Below are 22,222 nucleotides of genomic sequence, written 5' to 3'. Positions count from 1 at the left end.
TGGCCGCGCTTTAGTATGTACAGCAGTTTTATCAGGCACAAATTATGACCGCTACTGCACCTAATACAGCACAACAGCTTAAATATATTCAAGACAGTATCAAAACCATCCCTGACTACCCGAAAAAGGGAATACTGTTCCGTGATGTGACCAGCTTGCTGGAAGATCCATTAGCCTATGCAGCCAGCATCGAGTTATTGACTGAGCGTTATTTGGATAAGGGCGTGACTAAAGTCGTGGGTACTGAAGCCCGTGGTTTTCTGTTTGGCGCGCCGGTGGCTTTGTCTCTGGGGGTTGGTTTTGTTCCAGTACGTAAGCCTGGTAAGTTACCACGCGAAACCATCAGCGAAAGCTATGAGTTAGAATACGGCACTGACAAACTTGAAATCCACACCGACAGCATCCAACCGGGCGACAAGGTCTTGGTTATTGATGATTTACTGGCGACCGGTGGGACGATTGAAGCGACAGCTAAGCTTATTCGTCAACTGGGTGGTGAAGTTACTGATGCCGCGTTTGTGATTAATTTACCCGACTTGGGTGGCGAAGTTCGCCTTAATCAGCAAGGGATTACTTGCTACAGTCTGGTTGATTTCGCCGGCCATTGATTGTAATGAAGATATCAGCCTCATAACCCATCATGAGGCTGTTTTAGTCTCATTTCCTGTGTGACCTAATTTCTCCGGCATTTTTCTATCGCCATTAATTTCCCTCTCTGGTTCTCAGCTGGTGCTCGGTAGCGCTGACCAATGCAGTTCATCGCATCAAATTTTTGGGAATGACGATGGGTGTACTGGTACACTAAGATTTAGCCTGTCACTATTCGAATGACGCTATTCGAAAACAGACCGCCGGTATATAAGTTAAATGGTGGTTTTTAAATTGGTGACTAAATTATTCTTTACAAATCAATGATGAAGTATTAATGAGCTATCAGGTCCTTGCCCGTAAGTGGCGCCCCAAAACGTTTGCAGACGTCGTTGGTCAGGAACATGTTCTGACGGCGTTGGCTAATGGCCTTTCATTAGGGCGCATTCATCACGCCTATTTATTTTCTGGCACCCGTGGGGTAGGTAAGACCTCTATAGCCCGGTTGCTGGCCAAAGGACTTAATTGCGAAACGGGTATTACCGCCACCCCTTGCGGCATCTGTGCTAATTGCCAGGAAATTGAGCAGGGCCGTTTTGTTGACTTGATCGAAATCGATGCCGCCTCGCGCACGAAAGTCGAAGATACACGCGAACTACTGGATAATGTCCAGTACGCCCCCGCCCGTGGCCGCTTTAAGGTCTATTTGATTGATGAAGTTCATATGTTGTCACGGCACAGTTTCAATGCGTTGTTGAAGACTTTGGAAGAGCCGCCTGCTCATGTGAAATTTCTGCTGGCGACGACAGATCCACAAAAGTTGCCCGTAACAATACTTTCGCGCTGTTTGCAGTTCCACCTTAAAGTCATTGATGTTGAGGTGATCCGTGCGCAGCTCGAAAAGATATTGCTAGCTGAACAAATCAGTAGTGATGCCCGAGCATTGCAATTGCTGGCGCGAGCGGCTGATGGCAGCATGCGCGATGCGCTGAGTTTGGCCGACCAAGCTATAGCCATGGGCGATGGTCATGTCACGACAGCTACCGTCAGCCAAATGCTGGGGACACTGGATGATGAACAGCCGCTGGCGATTATTGAAGCGCTGGTGAGTGCGGATGGTGCGCGGGTGATGGCGCAGCTAGAGCAAGCGGCGTCCCGTGGTGTTGACTGGGAAAACCTGCTAGTTGAAACCTTAAGTTTGCTACACCGCATTGCGATGGTGCAATTATTGCCATCAATGCTGGATAATCATTACGCCACCATTGAACCGCGACTACGTGAGCTGGCTCGAACACTACCGCCGGCAGATATTCAGTTGTACTACCAGATATTGCTGGTGGGGCGAAAAGAGTTAGCATACGCCCCAGATCGCCGGATGGGGGTTGAAATGACCTTATTGCGAGCATTGGCGTTTCACCCGAAAGCAATCATTGCCGAGCCGCAGATTGCCGAGCCGCAGATTATCTCTGCCAGCACTCCTGCTGCGGTCGTTGAGAATACTTCGGCACCGCAACAGAAGCAGGCTCCGGTCTATACTCAACATGTGCCACAGCACGAGGCCCCGCCATTAGGTGCTGCTGTGCAGGTCAATACTGATCTCCCGGATTCTACCGCGCAATTGCTTCAGGCGCGTACGCAATTGCTGCGCCAGTCGGGGACGACGACACCAAAAAAGAATGAGCCGGCAGCGCCAGGAAAAGCGCGGCCGGCAAACTCAACACTGGAGCGCTTAGCTTCGGTGACTGAGCGCAGCCAACAGCGTCTGGCAGCTAAATCCACGGAAGAGAAGAAACCGGCGAAGAAAGAAGCTTACCGCTGGACGGCGCAGAATCAGCCAGAGGTGGCGGTAGAACCCGTGGCCACGCCTAAAGCATTACGTTCGGCGTTGGAGCATGAAAAAACGCCGGAACTTTCTGCTAAATTGGCCCAAGAGGCGATGCTGCGAGACCCATGGGCGGCAGAGATAGATAAGTTACAAATACCTAAATTGGTGCAACAACTTGCGCTGAATGCATTTAAAGAAGAAATAGAACCGGGTAATATTTGCCTTCACTTGCGTTCTGCTCAGCGCCATTTAAACTCGCCATCGGCACAAAAGGCGTTGGCAGATGCATTGAGCGAATTACACGGGAGTGCTGTCACACTTAGCGTTACTGAAGATGATAATCTGGCGGAGCGCACCCCGCTGGAATGGCGGCAAGCCATTTATGAAGAAAAACTGGCACAAGCTCGCCAGTCAATTATTGCGGATAACAATATTCAAACACTGCGTCGTTTCTTCGACGCCGAATTGGATGAAGAAAGTATCCGACCGGTTTAACTGCTGTGATAAGTGTATGGTGCACTGACGCAGCCCCTTGCTATGAGAGATGACTATGTTTGGTAAAGGCGGTATTGGCAATTTAATGAAACAAGCCCAGCAGATGCAGGAAAAAATGCAGCAGATGCAGGAAGAAGTCGCCAAATTGGAAGTTACCGGTGAATCTGGCGCGGGCTTGGTAAAAGTAACCATCAATGGGGCGCATAACTGCCGCCGGGTTGAGATCGACCAAAGTCTGTTTGAAGATGATAAAGACATGGTAGAAGATTTAATCGCTGCTGCATTTAATGACGCCGCTCGTCGTATCGATGAAACGCAAAAAGAGAAAATGGCTTCTGTATCAAATGGTATGCAGCTGCCACCAGGCTTTAAGATGCCGTTCTGATGCAAACCAGCCCACTCCTTGAATCATTAATGGAGGCGTTGCGCTGCTTGCCGGGTGTTGGCCCGAAGTCAGCACAACGTATGGCATTCCAACTGCTACAGCGCGATCGTAGCGGTGGAATGCGTCTGGCGCAGTCTTTGACCCGCGCGATGTCCGAAATCGGCCACTGTAGTGACTGCCGCACATTTACCGAGCAAGAGCGCTGTACTATTTGCTCTAATCCGCGGCGGCAGCAAAATGGCCAAATCTGTGTAGTCGAAAGCCCGGCAGATATCCATGCTATCGAGCAAACGGGCCAGTTTGGCGGGCGCTATTTTGTGCTGATGGGGCATTTGTCCCCCATGGATGGTATTGGTCCTGATGACATTGGTTTGAATTTGCTGGAGAAACGGCTTGAAACTGAAACTATCAGTGAAGTCATTCTGGCGACAAACCCGACAGTCGAAGGGGATGCAACCGCCAACTATATTGGTCAGATGTGCGGCCAGTATGGTGTGCTAGCCAGCCGCATTGCACATGGCGTGCCTGTGGGCGGCGAGTTGGAAATGGTTGACGGCACCACCTTATCCCACTCATTAGCGGGTCGTAATCCCATTAAGTACTGATTCATCCAGTGCTGATGTTATTTAATCTGGTGGGCGATTGTTTTGTTATTGATTATCATATGAATAATTTCATTCGTGATGCTCAATAAATCGCCCCTGATTCTCTATTTTTTCCGCATTGAGACTTGAAACCTTCCATTACTGGCCCCATCTGATACTCATTGTTCGATTTTATCTACCTATCGGTAATTTGGATTGAGGTAATTAATGAGTATGAAAGGTCAAGAAACCCGTGGATTTCAGTCAGAAGTAAAACAGCTTCTCCATTTGATGATTCACTCGCTTTATTCTAATAAAGAAATCTTCTTGCGCGAGCTTATCTCTAACGCCTCTGATGCAGCAGATAAACTCCGTTTCCGCGCACTGTCTCACCCAGAATTGTTTGAAGGTGATGGCGAGCTGCGTGTGCGTTTATCTTTTGATAAAGAAAAACGGACTTTGACCCTAAGTGATAACGGCATTGGTATGAGCCGTGATGAAGTCATTGATAATCTCGGTACTATCGCAAAATCAGGGACTAAAGCATTTCTAGAATCTATTGGTTCAGATCAAGCTAAAGACAGTCAATTAATCGGTCAGTTTGGTGTGGGCTTCTATTCTGCATTCATCGTGGCAGATAAAGTCACTGTTCGTACCCGCGCAGCGGGCGCACCTGCTGATGCGGGTGTGTTCTGGGAGTCAGAAGGCGAGGGTGATTACACCATCGCGGAAATCACTAAAGAAGACCGCGGAACAGAAATCACCTTGCACCTACGAGAAGGTGAAGATGAATATCTTGACGACTGGCGCTTGCGCTCTGTTATCAGCAAGTATTCAGACCATATTGCACTGCCAGTCGAAATCCAAAGTAAAAATGAAGAAGACGGCACTGTAACTTGGGAAAAAATCAACAAAGCCCAAGCTCTGTGGACTCGCGGCAAAGCTGAAATAACGGATGACGAATATAAAGCATTCTACAAACATATTGCTCATGACTTTACTGACCCACTCATTTGGAGTCATAACCGCGTAGAAGGTAAACAAGAGTACACCAGCCTGCTGTATATCCCGGCACAAGCGCCTTGGGATATGTGGAATCGTGATCACAAACATGGCCTGAAACTCTATGTACAGCGCGTGTTTATCATGGATGATGCGGAGCAATTCATGCCGAATTATCTGCGTTTTGTTCGTGGTCTGATTGATTCTAATGATCTGCCACTGAACGTTTCGCGTGAAATTCTGCAAGACAGCCGTGTGACTCAGAACCTGCGCAGTGCATTGACGAAGCGTGTGCTGCAAATGCTGGAAAAACTGGCTAAAGACGATGCTGAGAAGTATCAGCAATTCTGGCAACAGTTCGGTATGGCGTTAAAAGAGGGGCCAGCGGAGGACGGCAGCAACAAAGATATTATTGCTAAATTGTTGCGCTTTGCTTCAACTCATACAGACAGTTCAGCGCAGACCGTGTCCTTAGAAGATTATGTCAGCCGTATGGCAGAAGGGCAGGAGAAGATTTATTACATCACTGCTGATAGCTATGCTGCGGCTAAGAACAGCCCGCACTTGGAACTGTTCCGTAAAAAAGGCATTGAAGTCTTACTGTTATCCGATCGTATCGACGAATGGATGATGAGTTATCTGACCGAGTTCGATGGCAAAGTTTTCCAATCTGTCAGTAAAGCAGATGATTCGCTGAATAAACTGGCTGATGAAGAGCGTCCAGAGCAGCAAGAAGCAGATAAAGCCCTGGAGCCTTTTGTTGAGCGCGTAAAAACGCTGTTGGGTGAGCGTGTCAAAGATGTCCGTCTGACTCACCGCCTAACGGATACTCCGGCGATTGTCACTACCGATGCTGATGAAATGAGCACGCAGATGGCGAAATTGTTCGCGGCTGCTGGCCAACAGGCACCGGAAGTTAAGTACATTTTTGAACTGAACCCAGAGCACGGTTTGGTCAAACGTGCTGCTGATGTTGCTGATGATACTCAATTTGCACAATGGGTTGAGTTATTACTGGATCAAGCGTTATTAGCTGAGAGGGGGACTTTAGAGGATCCTAATCAGTTTATTCGCCGCATGAACCAGTTATTAACGGCTTAATTTAGTATTAGAATGCCTCGGGCAGATAACATGCCCGGGGCATTTTTTTATTTTACTTCAGCAGGTTATATTTATATTTTTTCTCATTTCTACAGTTCAAACCCCACGACCACGGTTCGCGCGTCTTGAGCCAACCCCCCTGAAAATGGTATGGTTGCTTGTTTTCCGCAATTTTGATTTGTTTACGTAAAAACACATAGAAAAACTACATAGCAAGGGGATTTACGCAATGCGTATCATTCTGCTGGGCGCTCCGGGCGCTGGTAAGGGTACTCAGGCTCAATTCATCATGGAGAAATACGGTATTCCGCAAATCTCTACTGGTGACATGTTGCGCGCCGCTGTAAAAGCAGGTTCTGAGTTAGGTCTGAAAGCGAAAGAAATTATGGATGCCGGCAAGCTAGTCACTGATGAGCTGGTTATCGCATTGGTTAAAGAGCGCATCACACAGGACGATTGCCGTGACGGTTTCCTGTTAGACGGGTTCCCGCGTACCATTCCTCAAGCGGATGCCATGAAAGAAGTGGGTATCAAGGTTGATTATGTGCTGGAGTTTGATGTTCCGGACGAACTGATTGTTGAGCGCATCGTCGGCCGTCGGGTACATGCTGCTTCAGGCCGTGTTTACCACATTAAATTCAACCCACCTAAAGTCGAAGATAAAGATGATGCGACTGGCGAAGAATTGACCATCCGTAAAGATGATCAAGAAGCCACGGTACGTAAGCGTTTGGTCGAGTATCATCAGCAAACTGCACCATTGGTTTCTTATTATCGTAAAGAAGCTGAAGCAGGTAATACGCAATATTTTAAACTGGACGGAACCCGTAAAGTAGCAGAAGTCAGTGCAGAACTGGCGACTATTCTCGGTTAATTCTGGATGGTAAGATAGTCGAGGCGGCCTAAGGTCGCCTTTATTATTTTACGGATACCGTTGAAAGCGCATTTGTTAGTTTGAATAAACGGCGCGATACACAATAAGGACTTCTGCATGATGCAAAGTAAGCCTGGCGTACTGATGGTTAATCTGGGAACAGCGGATGCCCCTACATCGCAAGCGGTCAAACGCTATCTGGCCGAGTTCCTGAGTGACAGCCGGGTGGTTGATACGCCGCGATGGCTTTGGTGGCCATTGTTGCGCGGTGTCATTCTACCTATTCGATCACCGCGCGTGGCCAAATTATACCAATCTGTTTGGATGGATGAAGGTTCTCCTTTATTGGTCTACAGCCGGCGGCAGCAAAAAGCATTAGCGGCACGCATGCCAGATACCCCCGTTGAATTAGGGATGAGCTATGGTTCGCCAAATCTACCTGATGCCATTGATAAATTACTGGCACAAGGTGTAACTAAGTTGGTGGTATTACCGCTCTATCCGCAATATTCATGCTCAACAAGTGCAGCAGTTTGGGATGCCGTAGCGCGGATTTTAAAAGGCTATCGCCGCTTGCCATCGATTTCTTTTATCCGCGATTATGCCGAGCATCCAACTTATATTTCAGCCTTAAAGCAAAGTGCCGAACGCGCTTTTGTGCAACATGGGAAACCAGACAGATTAGTATTATCTTTTCATGGTATTCCTAAGCGCTATGCTCAATTAGGGGATGACTACCCACAACGCTGCGAAGATACCAGCCATGCGTTACGAGCAGAGCTTACATTGCCGGCAGAGCAGATTATGATGACTTATCAGTCTCGATTTGGCCGCGAGCCTTGGCTAACTCCCTATACTGACGAGACATTAAAAAGTTTACCTTCTCAAGGTATTAAACACATTCAACTCATGTGTCCTGGTTTTTCTGCTGACTGTCTGGAAACACTGGAAGAGATCAAAGAGCAGAACCGGGAAATTTTCTTACACGCTGGCGGTGAGAAGTTTGAATATATCCCAGCGCTGAACGACGATGAAAGCCATATTGATCTTTTAGAGCAACTGGTAAAACAAGAAATTGCTTCATTACCCCGGCATTTATGATCTTTTTTGTATTGGTGAATATCTAAATGACATGCCATCACCTATTTTGCCCAGTCCAGCCCTTTTGCTTGTAATGCCTGTTTAGATGTATAAGAATTACATATATATAATAATAGACATGTGATTTTTATGTAACTGTTTGTTATGGTTTGATTTTTTAAGTTGAGTTACATAATAAAATCTGAAAGCAGTGCATTGGTAGCTGTAAGCCAAGGGCGGTAGCGTGTCTTGATTTTGGCTATATCTTTGCACTTTCAGCACGAAATAGATTTTCTCTATGAGGATAATGAGCTAATTAATATACTCACAACTCATGAAAAATATAATTTAATCCAATAGCTGGAAATTTAAATGTCAGTGTTACGAAGAAATATTTTTTCTTTACTGTTGTTGCAAGGTAGTAATTATATTATTCCTCTTTTAACATTACCCTATCTAACTCGTGTTTTGGGCGTCGAGGGATTCGGGGTCTATAGTCTTACACTTTCATTAGCACAATATTTTGTTATTTTAATTGATTTTGGATTTAATTTATCAGCATCAAAAAAAATAGCTGAACATCAAGACAATCCAGAATATATATCTAAAATTTTCTTCGAAACACTTTTTTCAAAATCTATACTGTGCTTAGTTTCAGTTTTAATTGTTATTTTACTTCTTGCGACCAATACACATGCCGTCATTAAAAGTGAGTTGATTTATACAGTACTTATGCTAATAGGTACTACACTGATGCCGGTATGGTTCTTCCAAGGGATAGAGAAGTTATCTGTTGTTACAAATTTAATGATAGTGGCGAAAATATCGATGTTGCCATTATTCTTTATATTTGTTCATAGTGATGCTGATATTAAATATGCAGTAATGATTCAATCATCAATGAACTTACTGGCAGGAATTATAGCGATAATATATATATATCGGAAAAAGTTAGTAAGGGCAGTTAATTTCTCTAGTCTAAGAGTCGTACATACCCTGAAAGACTCATTTCCAATATTTTGTGCGACTCTTTCGATTAGTCTTTACACCATGAGTACCACAATTATCATTGGCATATTTAGTAATGTCTATGAGGTCAGTATTTTCACGGCAGCAGATAGAGTAAAAGGTGCAATCCTTGGCGTTTTTCTGGTTTTGGGAAATGCATTTTATCCGAGAATAAATTCCTTATTAGTCAATAAAAAAGATGAAGCCTACGCACTCATTAGAAAGATTTTCTATTGGCAAGGGGCGTTATGCATTCTTATAACTATATTTGTTATTGTTTTTTCTAAATTAATCACTAGGATTATGTTTGGGCATGAGTATTCAGAAGTATCCTCTCTGCTGATTTTATTCTCTCCCGTGTATTTATTAGTTATACAATCAACAGTTCTTGGTAATTATATTTTATTACCACATGGGCATAAGGCCTCTTATACTATTTTACCAATGATTTCTGCTGTGATTCACATTCCTCTCTGCGCATATCTTGCCTCTAAGTATGGCGCATGGGGCGGAGTGGTTTCAATTATTACTATCGAGGCTTTATCATTCATATGCCTGATTATCATTCTTAAGAGAAAGAAACTGTTATTTGAAATTTTTTCGAGAAATAAAAATGGATAATAAAAAAATACTTTCATTAATTATTCCTGTATATAACGCAGATAAATATCTTGATTCATGTTTAGATTCTGTGTTTTCACAATGGGATAATACGTTAGAAGTTATCATTATTAATGATGGTTCAACTGATAACTCTGTAGATATTATAAAAAAATACAGTGAAAATTTTGAATTTACTTATATAGAACAAGAAAATACAGGGATTTCAGTTGTCAGGAATAAAGGTGTGTCAGTTTCTACAGGAGGATATATTACATTCTTAGATGCTGACGACTTATGGTGTAGTAATATTTATCGCACTATAAAAGGTATTATTCTAAATGATTCACCTGATGGAATGGTTTTCAATTACAGTGAAATTATCGATGATAGAGAAAAGATATTTGAGTTAATAAAAGAAAATAAATTAACTGTCGATAATCTAGATTCTGTAAAATTGAGAATAGCAGAAAGTGAAATGTTTTATGTATGGCGCTGTATCTTCAATCGAGATGTCTTTAATGGAATGATTTTTGATATTGGTCGGCGATTTGAAGATCAATTACTACTTCCTATGTTAATTGATAAGTGCAAGTCAATATTTGAATGCAAAGATTTAATCGTCAAGTATAGACAAATATCGAGTAGTATTACTAAAAATTTACATATGTCTGACCTCGATGATAGTGAATTTGGATTGGTGAGGTTTACAAAACAATATCAACAATATAAGAGTAAGTATTGGGCCGTAGTTTTAGCAAGCGTATTTCTGTCGCATATTTCAAAATGCGCAAGAATTTATCATGTTAATAAATCGAGAGCGTTAGAAAGTCATAATAGGGCTTATGAAATTGTTCCATTAATATCTGTTATTCGTTCTGGAAAACTAAAACCTATTCTATATTACATATTTAAACACAGGTTATTTTTTAGGTTGGTTTCATCTGTTGAAAAAGAGGTAAAGAAATAAAATGGCAGTAGTCACTGTATTTACCCCTACATTCAACAGGGCACATGTATTAAAACGTTGCTACATTTCTATTTTGGATCAAAATAGAAATGATATAGAGTGGTTAATTATTGATGACGGCTCAACAGATAATACGCTTGATGTGGTTAAAGAATTTCAAAATGAAAAAAGAATAAAAATAAACTACATCTATCAAAGTAATAATGGTAAACAGGCAGCATGGAATAAAGCTGTAGAGAATGCCAGTGGAGAGTATTTTATTGGATTAGATTCCGACGATGCTCTTGTTACAGACTCTATTAGTAAATTACTCACAATGAGTACGGTGTTTGACGATAATAAAATTATAGGAATTAGGGCAATATCGGTAAGTTCAGCGACATTACAGCCTAATAATTGCTATTTATCTGATGGGGATAAAAAGAGCTCATGGTTTGATGAGTTTAGCTCAGGAGTTCGTGGTGAGAGAATAGACTTTTTTAAAACAGAATTAATTAAAAAGTATTTGTATCCAGTCAAGCCCGGTATCAATTTTATTCCGGAAATTTGGTTCTACAGTAATGTAGCTAAAGAATATAGTTTTTATTATAGTACAATCCCAGTTCGTATTTTTTTTGATGATGAAAAAAATAATAGGCTAAGTAAATCATCTATAAAAAAACATGCTGTAGGACATTATATTTCTCGTAAAGCATTATTAGAAAACGTACCACTAAAATTATGGTTGGCTCGCCCATTAGACTTCATAAAGACTGTATTACGAATTAATCAGGCTTTAGTCATGATGGATAATAAGTATATTGACCATGATAAATCTTCTGTTTTAGTAAAAATAGTCACTTTACCGGGTGTGGTAATTAATAAAATTAAAAGGCAATAATTATTCTATGAAAAAGGTTGCTTTCTTCGGTGGTGATATAAGCCATACAGGTGGAACTGAAAGAGTCAGTTTAGCACTTGCAAATTATCTTGCAAAAAATGGCTATCAGGTCGTTATTATCAGCTTAAGCGGTAATATGCCGCCAAAATTTTATGCAGATGAGAATATAAAGTTTGTCTCACTTTTTGATAAAAAAAGACGTTTTTCTATTGCCTATTTTTCTGTCGTCCTTAGATTGCGCCGTATCTTAAAAGCTGAATCAATCGATGTTCTCATTGATGTTGATACAATGTTGGCATTATTTAGTACAACAGCTTTATTAGGGACAAAGATAAAACATATATCGTGGGAGCATTTTAACTATAAAAGTGATTTGAATGTAAAATCGCGTAAGCTCGCCAGAAAAGTAGCTGCCAAATATTCCGATGCAGTTGTTACTCTAACAGAGAAAGATCGTGGTTACTGGCTAGAAGAAAACAAATATCCTGAAAAGATAATATCTATACCCAACCCATTACCTTTTGAACCAAAAAGTAAATTAACTAAAAAAGATGCTCAGAAAGTTTTGGCATTGGGGCGATTAAATTATCAGAAAGGTTTTGATCTTTTGCTAGATATCTGGGTAAAGGTTGAAGAAAAAAATAACAACTGGAAACTCATCATTGCAGGAGATGGTGAAGATAAAATGTTGTTATTAGATAAGATCAAAGAGTTTAATTTAAAGAATGTCGAATTACTTCCATCAACCCCACATGTCAGCGATTTATATGACCAGTCTAGTATCTATGCAATGACATCGCGTTTTGAAGGTTTTCCTATGGTGCTGCTTGAAGCAAAAGCCAGTGGATTACCAATAATCGCATATGATTGCGATACTGGTCCTTCAGAACTGATTATTAATAATGATGACGGTTTTCTTATCCCCTTTGCTGATAGCGATGCTTTTACTCAGCAACTGCTTATATTGATGAACAATGAGGAGTTGAGGGAAACAATGTCACTAAGATCATTAGAAAATGCAGAAAAGTATAAAATAGAAGTGACAATAGGCCAGCAATGGACAAAGTTAATAAATGATATTTAATATTTTAATTAAAAATGGTTAATACATAGAGTCAATGATTGTAGCAATCTTAAATATCATTATTTATAACGTTTACTCTATAGAGATAATAAGAGGTTGATAGTGAATTTATTGTATATTATTACCGGGCTTGGTATGGGAGGGGCCGAAAAACAAACTGTCTTGATCGCCAATAAGATGTATGAGGCGGGGCATAATGTTATGATGATTTCTTTAACTGGCGAAACTTTAGTTAAACCCGGTAATGGCGTTAGTTTGATGGAATTAAAATTAGAAAAAACGCCTTTTAGCTTATTTAAAGGGTTATTTAAAGTTAAGAAAATAATAAAAAAATTCAAACCAGATGTTGTTCATAGTCATATGTTTCATGCGAATTTATTTGCCAGAGTTTTACGAGTTTTCACGAAAATACCTGTTTTAATATGCACAGCACATAACACCAATGAAGGAAGTTCATTGCGAATGTTGGCATACAAATATACAGATAAACTGGCTTCTCTTTCAACCAATGTTAGTCAGGATGCAGTTGAGTCTTTCATTCGTAAAGGTGCCTCAAGCTCTGGCCGAATGATTGTTGTTTCAAATGGTATTGATGCTTCTCAGTTTGATTTTTCAATGGATGACAGACAAGCGAAGAGATCAGAGTTAGGTATATTGGATGACACACCAATGCTTCTCAGTGTCGGGAGATTAACAGAAGCAAAAGATTATCCAAACTTACTCACTGCTTTTTCTTTGCTTATTAAAAACAAGATATATATAAAATCTCCTCGACTATTTATTGTCGGCACAGGTCATCTTGAGGAGCATCTCAAAAACATGTCAAAAGAGTTTGATATTGATAAGTATGTGACATTCCTTGGGCAAAGAGATGATATCAGACAATTAATGTGCGCCGCGGATATCTTCGTACTCTCCTCTGAATGGGAAGGTTTCCCACTAGTGATTACCGAAGCAATGGCATGCAAGAAAATGATCGTAGCGACTGATGCAGGTGGTATTACTGAGGCATTAGGTAACTGTGGTTCGATTGTTCCAATCAAAGATCCTGAAACTTTATCTCAAGAAATAGATAAAATGATAAATTTACCTGATGAAGAAAAGGAAATATTAGGTAATAAGGTGAGAGAACGAATAATACTAACAAATTCTATTGAGAAAATAATCGAACGCTGGACGTCGATATATACTCAATACTATCAAAAATAGTTTGGAGTAATGTCTTGGAAAAGTATTTCCATAGTTCCCATGACTATCAAATAAATTTGGGGTTAAAATGTCTACTTTAATCTTATTACTATTTATATTCTTTCTTGCATCAGTCGGGTTAACGTATTTATTACGTCTCTATGCATTAAAGAATAATATTATTGATACACCTAACTCGCGTAGTTCGCATGTTATTCCAACGCCAAGAGGGGGGGGGGTAGCTATAGTTGTTAGTTTTCTACTGGGGATAGTTCTTTTCTATTTTCAAGGTTATCTGCCTCTATTACCTGTGGTAGGGGGTGTCATTTCCGGCGGGATCATTGCACTAGTTGGTTTTTGGGATGACCATGGGCATATTGCTGCCCGTTGGCGCCTTCTGGCTCATTTTTCTGCTGCTGCATTCTTATTATTTTGTTTAGGTGGTTTCCCTGTATTAACAGTTTCTGGATTTGTTATTGATTTAGGGATATTAGGCAGTTTATTTGGCTTGCTGTTTTTAGTGTGGATGTTAAATCTCTATAATTTTATGGATGGTATTGATGGCTTAGCAAGCTCACAAGCGGTAATAAGCTGTATTGGCGCAATTATCATTTATTTCATGAGTGATAGCCATATAGCGTTAAGTGGTTATTTAGTGCTTGGGCTACTCGCTAGTACTGTTCTGGGCTTTTTACTTTGGAATTTTCCGCCAGCTAAAATATTTATGGGCGATGCAGGGAGTGGTTTCCTGGGATTAATTATTGGTTCTTTCGTTATTAGCGCAGGTTGGATAGAAACGAAATTCTTCTTCTGTTGGTTAATTTTATTGGGTTTATTTATTGTTGATGCTACATGGACTCTGGTGCGTAGAGTTATCGGTGGTTTTAAAGTATATGAAGCTCATCGGAGTCATGGCTATCAAATTGCGTCTAGAAGATTTAAGCACCATTTACCCGTAACTTTATTTGCAATCGGTATAAATATCATTTGGCTATTTCCTATTGCGATGTTAGTCGGGATGGATGTTGTCAATCCAATAATAGCACTCATTATCGCCTATATACCTCTTTTATATATTGATTATAAACTTAATGCCGGAATTAATAATGACTAATCGGCTTTATTTATAGCCAGATAACTGAGTTAATTCGCATTGCTTAAAATTGCGTGTTCCGTCTTAGGATAGATGCTATGTTTCTCATGTTTCTCTTATCGTTACCAAGGCCTATTAAACGAATTATTATGCTGTTGTTAGATACTATTCTAATAGCTTTGGCATATTGGGGTGCTTTCTGGGTACGCCTGGACGTAGACAGTCCCTTTACCAGTATTGAACAATGGGTTGCTTTGGCGGTAATTATACCTCCGACCCTTTTAGTATATATTCGACTTGGTTTGTATCGAACGGTATTACGTTATGTTAGTGCAAAAATTGTCACTACTGTAATGATTGGGGTCATACTATCCTCTGGATTACTGGTATTGGGTTCCTATTTCTTAGGGGTCTATTTACCAAGAACAGTATCAGTTATGTTCTTTGTGTTTTCACTGGTACTCATATGCGGCTCTCGGTTGTTCTTTAGAATGTTGCTAAATTATGGTGTTAGAGGGCAGACCCCTGTCGTTATATATGGTGCCGGTGCTTCTGGCCGACAATTAGTTCCAGCCCTTATGCAAGCCAGTGAATATTTTCCAATTGCCTTTGTTGATGATAACCCCAAGTTACATAAAGCTGTTATTCATGGTGTGACAGTTTATCCTTCTGAAAAACTAGAATACTTGATTGGGCGTTACGGTGTTAAAAAAATACTACTGGCAATGCCAAGTGTTAGCCAAAGTCAGCGTAGAGCTGTCGTCGGCAAACTTGAAAACCTTTCTTGTGAAGTTTTATCTATTCCGGGCATGTCCGATTTAGTGGAAGGTCGAGCACAAATCAGCAGTTTAAAGAAAGTTTCCATTGAGGAATTACTCGGAAGAGACCCTGTAGAACCAGATAAGAAATTATTAGCCAAGAATATAACAGGCAAAGTTGTGATGGTGACGGGCGCTGGAGGTTCTATTGGCTCTGAGTTATGCCGCCAAATTATTATGGAGAAACCAAGCTTATTAGTTCTTTTTGATATTTCTGAGTTTTCACTTTATTCCATTGAGAATGAAATAGCCACAATATGTAAAAGTCATAATATTGATACTAAGTTTGTCGCACTACTTGGCTCCGTACAGAGTGAAAAACGGTTAGTCCAAGTCATGTCTAGTTTTCAGGTTAATACTGTTTATCATGCTGCAGCCTATAAGCATGTCCCCCTTGTTGAAAATAATGTGATTGAAGGGGTCAGAAACAATATATTTGGCACCCTTTATTGCGCGAAGGCGGCGATTAAGTCCGGAGTGGAAAAATTTGTTTTAATTTCTACAGATAAGGCAGTTCGCCCCACTAATACCATGGGGGCGACCAAAAGAATGGCTGAACTTGTGCTACAGGCATTATCGAAAGAGCAAGATAAAACAAAGTTTTGTATGGTTCGTTTTGGTAACGTTTTAGGTTCATCTGGCTCTGTTGTTCCCCTCTTTAAAAAACAAATCGCTGAAGGTGGCCCGATTACTCTCACCCATAAAGATATTATTCGATATTTTATGACCATTCCTGAAGCCGCTCAACTTGTTATTCAAGCAGGGGCTATGGGGCAGGGTGGCGATGTTTTCGTATTAGATATGGGTGAACCAGTTAAGATTATTGATTTGGCTAAACGGATGATTAACCTTTCAGGACTTTCAATTAAAAGTAATGAAAACCCTGATGGTGATATTGCGATAGAGATTTCGGGTTTGCGGCCGGGCGAAAAGTTATATGAAGAATTATTGATCGGTGAGTCAGTACAGAATACCTATCATCCCCGAATTATGACGGCAACTGAAGTTATGCTCGAATGGGATAATCTGACTTCTCTTCTTAACAGAATTGAAACTGCCTGCAATGACTTTAATTATGAATGCATTCGTTCTTTATTATTAGAAGCTCCCGCTGGATTTCAGCCAACAGATGGCATCTGTGATATCGTTTGGCAAAAGACTCACGACGAAAACTCAAAAAGTACTGTTGTTCATTGACAGTTTTGAGGTCGCTATCTGATCATGGTTTCATTTTATTTTTATGGAATTGATATGAAGAATGTTGCATTTGTCATTACTAAATCGATCATTGGTGGCGCTCAAGGTTGGGTATTAGAGCAAGTTAAGCTACTTAAAGATGATTGTAAGATTATCTTGATAACCTCTGAGCCAGGTTGGCTAACTGAAACAATTGTCTGTGATAAGATAATTATTATCCCAGAGATCAGAAAACTGGTTAGCATTAAGGCTATTTACGTTTTATATAAAACGCTTAAAGAAAATAAAATTGATATTGTTGTATCCAGTTCTGCCAATGCGGGTCTTTATAGTCGCTTAGCCCGTTTATTCTTACGTTTCCGCGGTGTGTATGTTTCTCATGGATGGTCATGCATTTACAATGGTAACGTATTGAGATTTATATTTTGTTATATTGAAAAGTTACTGTCACATATTACTGACGTCGTGTGGTGTGTATCTCAAAGTGATGCCGATAAAGCAATTAAGATTATTGGTATTAAACCTGAGAAGATAATAATTCAGCTTAATGCTATAACACCATTGACTGAGCGACCAAACCGACCCTGTCAGAATAAAATTATTTATGTTTGCCGGTTAGCTTACCCCAAGCGGCCTGACTTAATTTTAAAAGTTGTTGCTGCTAATCCGCAATATGACCTCGATATTGTTGGCGATGGTGAATATTATCAAGATCTGAAGAATGAGTATGGTCATTATGGCAATATTCATTTCCATGGTGAAATTAAAGGGTTCGACAAGTTTAATGAGTATGATGTGTTTGTATTAACATCAGAAAGTGAAGGCTTACCCATGGCTGCAATCGAGGCTACCAGTGCCAGCTTACCGGTTATTTTGAGTGACGTCGGCGGTTGTAGTGAGGTTGTTGATCAAAATGGTATTTTAATTGGGAATACGGCTGAAGAATTAGATGCTGCTCTTAATACTGTATTTTCGAATTACGATTCGTTCTACCAAGCAGCTCAGAAGCAAAAGAATAAGTTTGATATAAATAATGTAAAAGATAAATGCAGAGAAATTATTCTTGGGCGATAAAGCATGCCTTGGTTCCTCAAAATTAATAGGTAAGTTATGACTATTTTGGTAACTGGCGGTGCGGGCTATATTGGATCACACACCGTATTAACTCTCTTAGAAAATGGTAAGGACGTCGTCGTATTAGATAATTTATCTAATGCTTCTGCTGAGTCATTGCTGCGAGTATCTAAAATTACTGGCAGGACAGCGGCGTTTTATCAAGGTGATGTATTAGATAGGAAATGCCTTAAGCAGATATTTTCTGAGCATAAAATTGATGCTGTTATTCATTTTGCGGGTTTGAAATCAGTGGGCGAGTCTGTTGTTAAACCTATTGAATATTACCAAAATAATGTTACCGGTTCGATTGTCCTGCTTGAAGAAATGGTGATTGCTGGTATAAGAAAATTAATATTTAGCTCATCTGCCACTGTGTACGGAGATCCTGAGTTTGTTCCCCTGACTGAAAGTGCCCGTATTGGTGGCGCTACAAATCCTTACGGTTCATCAAAGGTCATGGTTGAACAAATATTGAAGGATTTCTCTTTTGCCCATCCGGATTTTGCCATAAGAGCATTACGGTATTTTAATCCTGTTGGTGCCCATACTTCAGGCCTTATTGGTGAAGACCCGAATGGTAAACCTAACAACTTATTGCCTTTTATTACTCAAGTTGCGATAGGAAAACTACCGAAATTAGCTGTTTACGGTAATGATTATTCTACTGTTGATGGTTCAGGTGTTCGAGATTATATCCATGTCATGGATCTTGCTGAAGGGCATCTTTGTGCACTTAATAAGCTAACGCCAGGATTTAAGGCTTATAATCTTGGGTCGGGTGTTGGGTATTCAGTACTACAGATGATTACTGAATTTGAACGTATATCTGGCAAAAAAATTCCGTATGAAATTGTAGCTCGTCGTCCTGGAGATATAGCAGAGTGTTGGGCGAGCGCTGAACTTGCTTTTAAAGAATTAGAGTGGAAAACCAAAAGAACCTTAACGGATATGTTGAAAGACGCATGGAAGTGGCAGCAATTAAATCCAAATGGCTATGTTCGCTGAATATCAGATACCTGTGCTAAAATTCACTATCTTTCATCTCTAATTTTGTAACAAACAACAATGAAATTTCCTGGTAAACGCAAATCTAAGCACTATTTCCCTGTTAATGCCCGTGATCCTTTATTGCAACCGGCACAGGCCGAGAATGAAGTGAGTACGTCCTATATCGTTGGCATTGATCAGACGCTGGTTGATATCGAAGCCAAGGTCGATGAGGACTTTATTACGCGTTATGGTCTTAGCCAAGGGCATTCTTTGGTTATTGAGGATGATGTTGCTGAGCGTCTTTATCAGGAGTTGACGGCCAATGGGTTAATCACTCATGAATTTGCAGGTGGGACTATTGGTAATACGTTGCACAATTATTCTGTGTTAGCCGATGACCGTTCTATTTTGTTAGGTACGATGTGCAGTAATATCAAAATTGGTAGTTATGCCTATCGTTACCTGTGTAACACCTCAAGCCGTACTGATTTGAACTACTTACAGGCTGTCGATGGTGCAATTGGGCGCTGTTTCACTTTGATTACAGATAATGGTGAGCGGACATTTGCGATAAGCCCTGGCCAAATGAATCAGCTGCGGCCAGAAAGTATTCCAGAAGATATTATTGCTGGTGCGTCAGCATTAGTTCTTACCGCTTATCTGGTGCGCTGTAAGTCGGGTGAGCCAATGCCGGATGCGGCCATGCAGGCTATCAGTTATGCGAAAAAATATAATGTTCCCGTTGTAATGACTCTTGGGACTAAATACGTCATTGCAGATAATCCGCAGTGGTGGCGTGATTTCCTCAAAGAGCATGTTTCTATAGTTGCGATGAATGAAGATGAAGCTTATGAATTGACTGGGCTGAATGACCCTCTGATGGCCTCTAATATGGCATTGGACTGGGTTGACTTAGTGCTTTGTACCGCGGGCCCGAATGGGCTTTATATGGCGAGTTATACGGAAGAAGCCAATAAGCGGCAAACTCAGCATCCTTTATTGCCTGGCGCTATTGCTGAATTTAATTTGTATGAGTTCAGTCGAGCGATGCGCAAAGAGCATTGTGATAACCCATTACGCATTTATTCTCATATTGCTCCTTATATGGGGGGGCCAGAGAAAATAATGAATACGAATGGGGCTGGCGATGGCGCATTATCCGCCGTGCTGCATGACATTGCTGCCAATGGTTATCATCGTAATAATGTTCCTAACTCCAGCAAACATGTTCGTAGCTACCTTAGTTATTCTTCATTGGCGCAAGTGTGTAAATACGCTAATCGGGTGAGCTATCAAGTATTGAATCAGCATTCGCCACGTTTAACCCGTGGTTTACCAGAGCGAGAAGACAGTTTGGAAGAGTCGTACTGGGAAAGATAATAGAACATCAGATAACAAAGAGGGCCGGCAGATGCTGGCCCTCTTTGTTTATATTGTGGCTAATAATCACAGACGATTTTTAAATTGGGCAAAGTGGGCGTTTGTCTTCTTCCGTCAGTGTTTCTATTTGCAACATATTAAGCATACTGTTGGCAATTTCACGTTCGCCCATAACAACCTGGTTTGCACCGCGGTCTGAGATATAAACAACTTCATCGTCATAATGCGCACGAGCAATTATCTCAAGATCGGGCCGTTTAATTCTGGCTGATGCGACAATTTCCCCAGCTTCATAGCCATTTGGAATGGTCAATAATAGCCAACGTGCACAATCCAAGCGCGCCAGTGACATAATATCTGAGCTGGCGGCATTGCCTAATACTGCATTAATACCTTGCTCACGCAGAGCTTCGACTCTTGGCCGAGAGTTCTCGATGACCACTAATGGAATTCCTTCCGCATGCAGTTTTGCACCTAATAAACTGCCAACGCGTCCATAACCCACTAATAATGCATGATTGCATAAATCGACGGGGATCTGTTTTTCCTCTTCTACTGCTTCTTCCAAAATGAGATCTTCCATAGTCTCGTTCTTGGCCAAATAGCGATCTAGCAGTGTGAAAAGTAATGGATTGAGCATGATGGAGAGAATGGCTCCAGCCAATACTAGGTTACGGCCATGTTCTGACATTAAACCGAGAGAAATCCCAAGCCCTGCCAGAATAAAGGCGAATTCACCGATTTGTGCCAGGCTGACAGAAATGGTGAGTGCCGTGCGTTTTGAGTGGCCAAACATCCGCACTAATATAAATGCTGCGGCGGATTTACCGAAGATGATAATAGCCAGGGAAGCCAGCACAGCTAAAGGCTCATGTATCAAAATCATTGGGTCGAACAACATCCCAACTGAAACGAAGAACAGTACGGCAAATGCATCACGCAGTGGCAGGGTATCTTGCGCCGCGCGATGACTGAGCTCAGATTCGTTCAATACCATTCCGGCGAAGAATGCACCAAGTGCAAAGGATACATCGAACAAGCCTACAGCACCGTAAGCAATCCCGAGCGCTAATACCAGCACAGCTAAGGTAAACAATTCACGAGAACCGGTACTGGCGGTTTTAGCCAGTATCCAAGGCACCAACCGGCGGCCAACGACGATCATTAGAGTAATGAAAGCAATAACTTTACCAATGGTAATTGCCAATTCGGTGAATAACTGGCTCAAACTGGTTGTTTCATTCCCCATCACACCCGCAAAGGCAGGTAATAGCACTAATGTGAGTACCATTGCCAAATCTTCGACAATCAGCCAGCCAATAGCAATCTGCCCTCGTTGGCTATCAATGAGTTGCCGTTCCTCAAGAGCTCGCAGTAATACCACGGTGCTGGCTGTTGATAGGCAAAGACCGAAGACAAAACCTGTCATCAAATCCCAACCTAATAAATGAGACAGCCCCATCCCGAGTAAGGTGGCGACGGCAATTTGTGCCACAGCTCCGGGTATTGCGATTGATTTTACTGCAAGAAGATCTTTAAGCGAGAAGTGAAGTCCGACACCAAACATCAACAAAATAACACCAATTTCAGCCAGTTCTGGTGCTAATGAGGTATCAGCAACGAAACCTGGCGTGAATGGCCCGGCCAGCACCCCTGCGGCGAGGTACCCCACCAGTGGTGAGATGCGCAGGCGGTGGGCCAAGGAGCCCAAGAGGAAGGCGAGAACAAGGCCTCCGACGATCGTGGTAATTAAGGGTGTTGAGTGGTGCATCCAGACTCCTTCTTGCTATACCTGTCATCTTTTAAGTTGCAGGCGTGTTGGCTGCGTTCAATCACTTACCTGAGTAAGCTCATCGAGATTCATTCACTGGCTGTCTTCCTGCATCGTGAAATCTGTGGGATATATGCAGAGCAGCAAGCATTTAACAGCAATAACATCAGTTTATTGCATTTATGCGATCAAT

The 22,222-nt window shown here is 41.4% G+C and carries 18 protein-coding genes and 1 other annotated feature; of the genes, 17 read left to right on the top strand and 1 reads right to left on the bottom strand.

The window, feature by feature from the left end:
- The first annotated feature begins 44 nt into the window (after positions 1–44).
- The 17 genes from apt (at position 45) to F0T03_RS15730 (ending at position 20,258) form a co-directional block, all read left to right on the top strand.
- A complete protein-coding gene (gene apt / locus F0T03_RS15810; protein WP_159679421.1) occupies positions 45–608 on the top strand; it encodes an adenine phosphoribosyltransferase in 564 nt (187 codons plus the stop codon).
- A 317-nt stretch (positions 609–925) separates the two neighbouring features.
- Complete coding sequence (dnaX, locus tag F0T03_RS15805) at positions 926–2,908, top strand: DNA polymerase III subunit gamma/tau (protein WP_159679420.1); 1,983 nt, start codon at positions 926–928, stop codon at positions 2,906–2,908.
- Positions 2,238–2,302: a sequence feature (DnaX frameshifting element), on the top strand. Its footprint overlaps the gene before it by 65 nt.
- Positions 2,909–2,963: 55 nt before the next feature.
- The gene (locus tag F0T03_RS15800; protein WP_145555776.1) at positions 2,964–3,293 is read left to right on the top strand and encodes a YbaB/EbfC family nucleoid-associated protein; all 330 of its coding nucleotides are present in this window, start codon (positions 2,964–2,966) and stop codon (positions 3,291–3,293) included.
- Positions 3,293–3,898 carry a recombination mediator RecR gene (gene recR / locus F0T03_RS15795; protein ID WP_145555777.1) on the top strand — a complete coding sequence of 202 codons (606 nt, stop codon included), beginning with the start codon at positions 3,293–3,295 and terminating at the stop codon, positions 3,896–3,898. The genes F0T03_RS15800 and recR overlap by 1 nt, the downstream gene beginning before the upstream one ends.
- A 213-nt stretch (positions 3,899–4,111) precedes the next feature.
- Positions 4,112–5,980 (top strand): molecular chaperone HtpG, encoded by a 1,869-nt coding sequence (htpG, locus tag F0T03_RS15790; protein ID WP_162527044.1) that lies wholly within the window; start codon positions 4,112–4,114, stop codon positions 5,978–5,980.
- Positions 5,981–6,209: 229 nt separating this feature from the next.
- Positions 6,210–6,854 carry an adenylate kinase gene (gene adk, locus F0T03_RS15785; protein WP_145555779.1) on the top strand — a complete coding sequence of 215 codons (645 nt, stop codon included), beginning with the start codon at positions 6,210–6,212 and terminating at the stop codon, positions 6,852–6,854.
- A gap of 117 nt (positions 6,855–6,971) precedes the next feature.
- Entirely contained in the window at positions 6,972–7,955 is a 984-nt protein-coding gene (hemH, locus tag F0T03_RS15780) for a ferrochelatase (protein ID WP_159679415.1), read from the top strand.
- Between the two features lie 351 nt (positions 7,956–8,306).
- Entirely contained in the window at positions 8,307–9,563 is a 1,257-nt protein-coding gene (locus F0T03_RS15775) for a flippase (RefSeq protein WP_159679412.1), read from the top strand.
- Complete coding sequence (locus tag F0T03_RS15770; protein ID WP_159679409.1) at positions 9,556–10,512, top strand: glycosyltransferase; 957 nt, start codon at positions 9,556–9,558, stop codon at positions 10,510–10,512. Before F0T03_RS15775 ends, F0T03_RS15770 begins: the two co-directional genes overlap by 8 nt.
- A 1-nt stretch (position 10,513) precedes the next feature.
- Positions 10,514–11,392 carry a glycosyltransferase family 2 protein gene (locus tag F0T03_RS15765; protein WP_145562258.1) on the top strand — a complete coding sequence of 293 codons (879 nt, stop codon included), beginning with the start codon at positions 10,514–10,516 and terminating at the stop codon, positions 11,390–11,392.
- 7 nt (positions 11,393–11,399) lie between these two features.
- On the top strand, positions 11,400–12,476 hold the full coding sequence (locus F0T03_RS15760) for a glycosyltransferase family 4 protein (protein WP_159679406.1): 1,077 nt from the start codon (positions 11,400–11,402) through the stop codon (positions 12,474–12,476).
- 102 nt (positions 12,477–12,578) lie between these two features.
- Positions 12,579–13,685 carry a glycosyltransferase gene (locus F0T03_RS15755; RefSeq protein WP_145554925.1) on the top strand — a complete coding sequence of 369 codons (1,107 nt, stop codon included), beginning with the start codon at positions 12,579–12,581 and terminating at the stop codon, positions 13,683–13,685.
- A 67-nt stretch (positions 13,686–13,752) separates the two neighbouring features.
- Positions 13,753–14,778: an MraY family glycosyltransferase gene (locus tag F0T03_RS15750; protein WP_159679404.1), complete on the top strand. Its 1,026-nt coding sequence runs from the start codon at positions 13,753–13,755 to the stop codon at positions 14,776–14,778.
- Between the two features lie 128 nt (positions 14,779–14,906).
- A complete protein-coding gene (locus F0T03_RS15745) occupies positions 14,907–16,772 on the top strand; it encodes a polysaccharide biosynthesis protein (RefSeq protein ID WP_281347271.1) in 1,866 nt (621 codons plus the stop codon).
- Between the two features lie 54 nt (positions 16,773–16,826).
- On the top strand, positions 16,827–17,846 hold the full coding sequence (locus F0T03_RS15740; protein WP_159679399.1) for a glycosyltransferase: 1,020 nt from the start codon (positions 16,827–16,829) through the stop codon (positions 17,844–17,846).
- Between the two features lie 36 nt (positions 17,847–17,882).
- Entirely contained in the window at positions 17,883–18,893 is a 1,011-nt protein-coding gene (gene galE / locus F0T03_RS15735) for a UDP-glucose 4-epimerase GalE (protein WP_159679397.1), read from the top strand.
- 60 nt (positions 18,894–18,953) lie between these two features.
- The gene (locus F0T03_RS15730; RefSeq protein ID WP_159679395.1) at positions 18,954–20,258 is read left to right on the top strand and encodes an inosine/guanosine kinase; all 1,305 of its coding nucleotides are present in this window, start codon (positions 18,954–18,956) and stop codon (positions 20,256–20,258) included.
- 79 nt (positions 20,259–20,337) lie between these two features.
- On the opposite strand, the gene ybaL is transcribed toward F0T03_RS15730, so the two are convergent.
- On the bottom strand, positions 20,338–22,029 hold the full coding sequence (gene ybaL / locus F0T03_RS15725) for a YbaL family putative K(+) efflux transporter (RefSeq protein ID WP_145554919.1): 1,692 nt from the start codon (positions 22,027–22,029) through the stop codon (positions 20,338–20,340).
- Positions 22,030–22,222 lie beyond the last annotated feature (193 nt).

This window comes from Yersinia canariae (assembly GCF_009831415.1).
In the GTDB taxonomy this organism is placed as follows: Bacteria; Pseudomonadota; Gammaproteobacteria; order Enterobacterales; family Enterobacteriaceae; genus Yersinia; species Yersinia canariae.
This window is presented reverse-complemented; position numbering and strand designations above follow the sequence as displayed.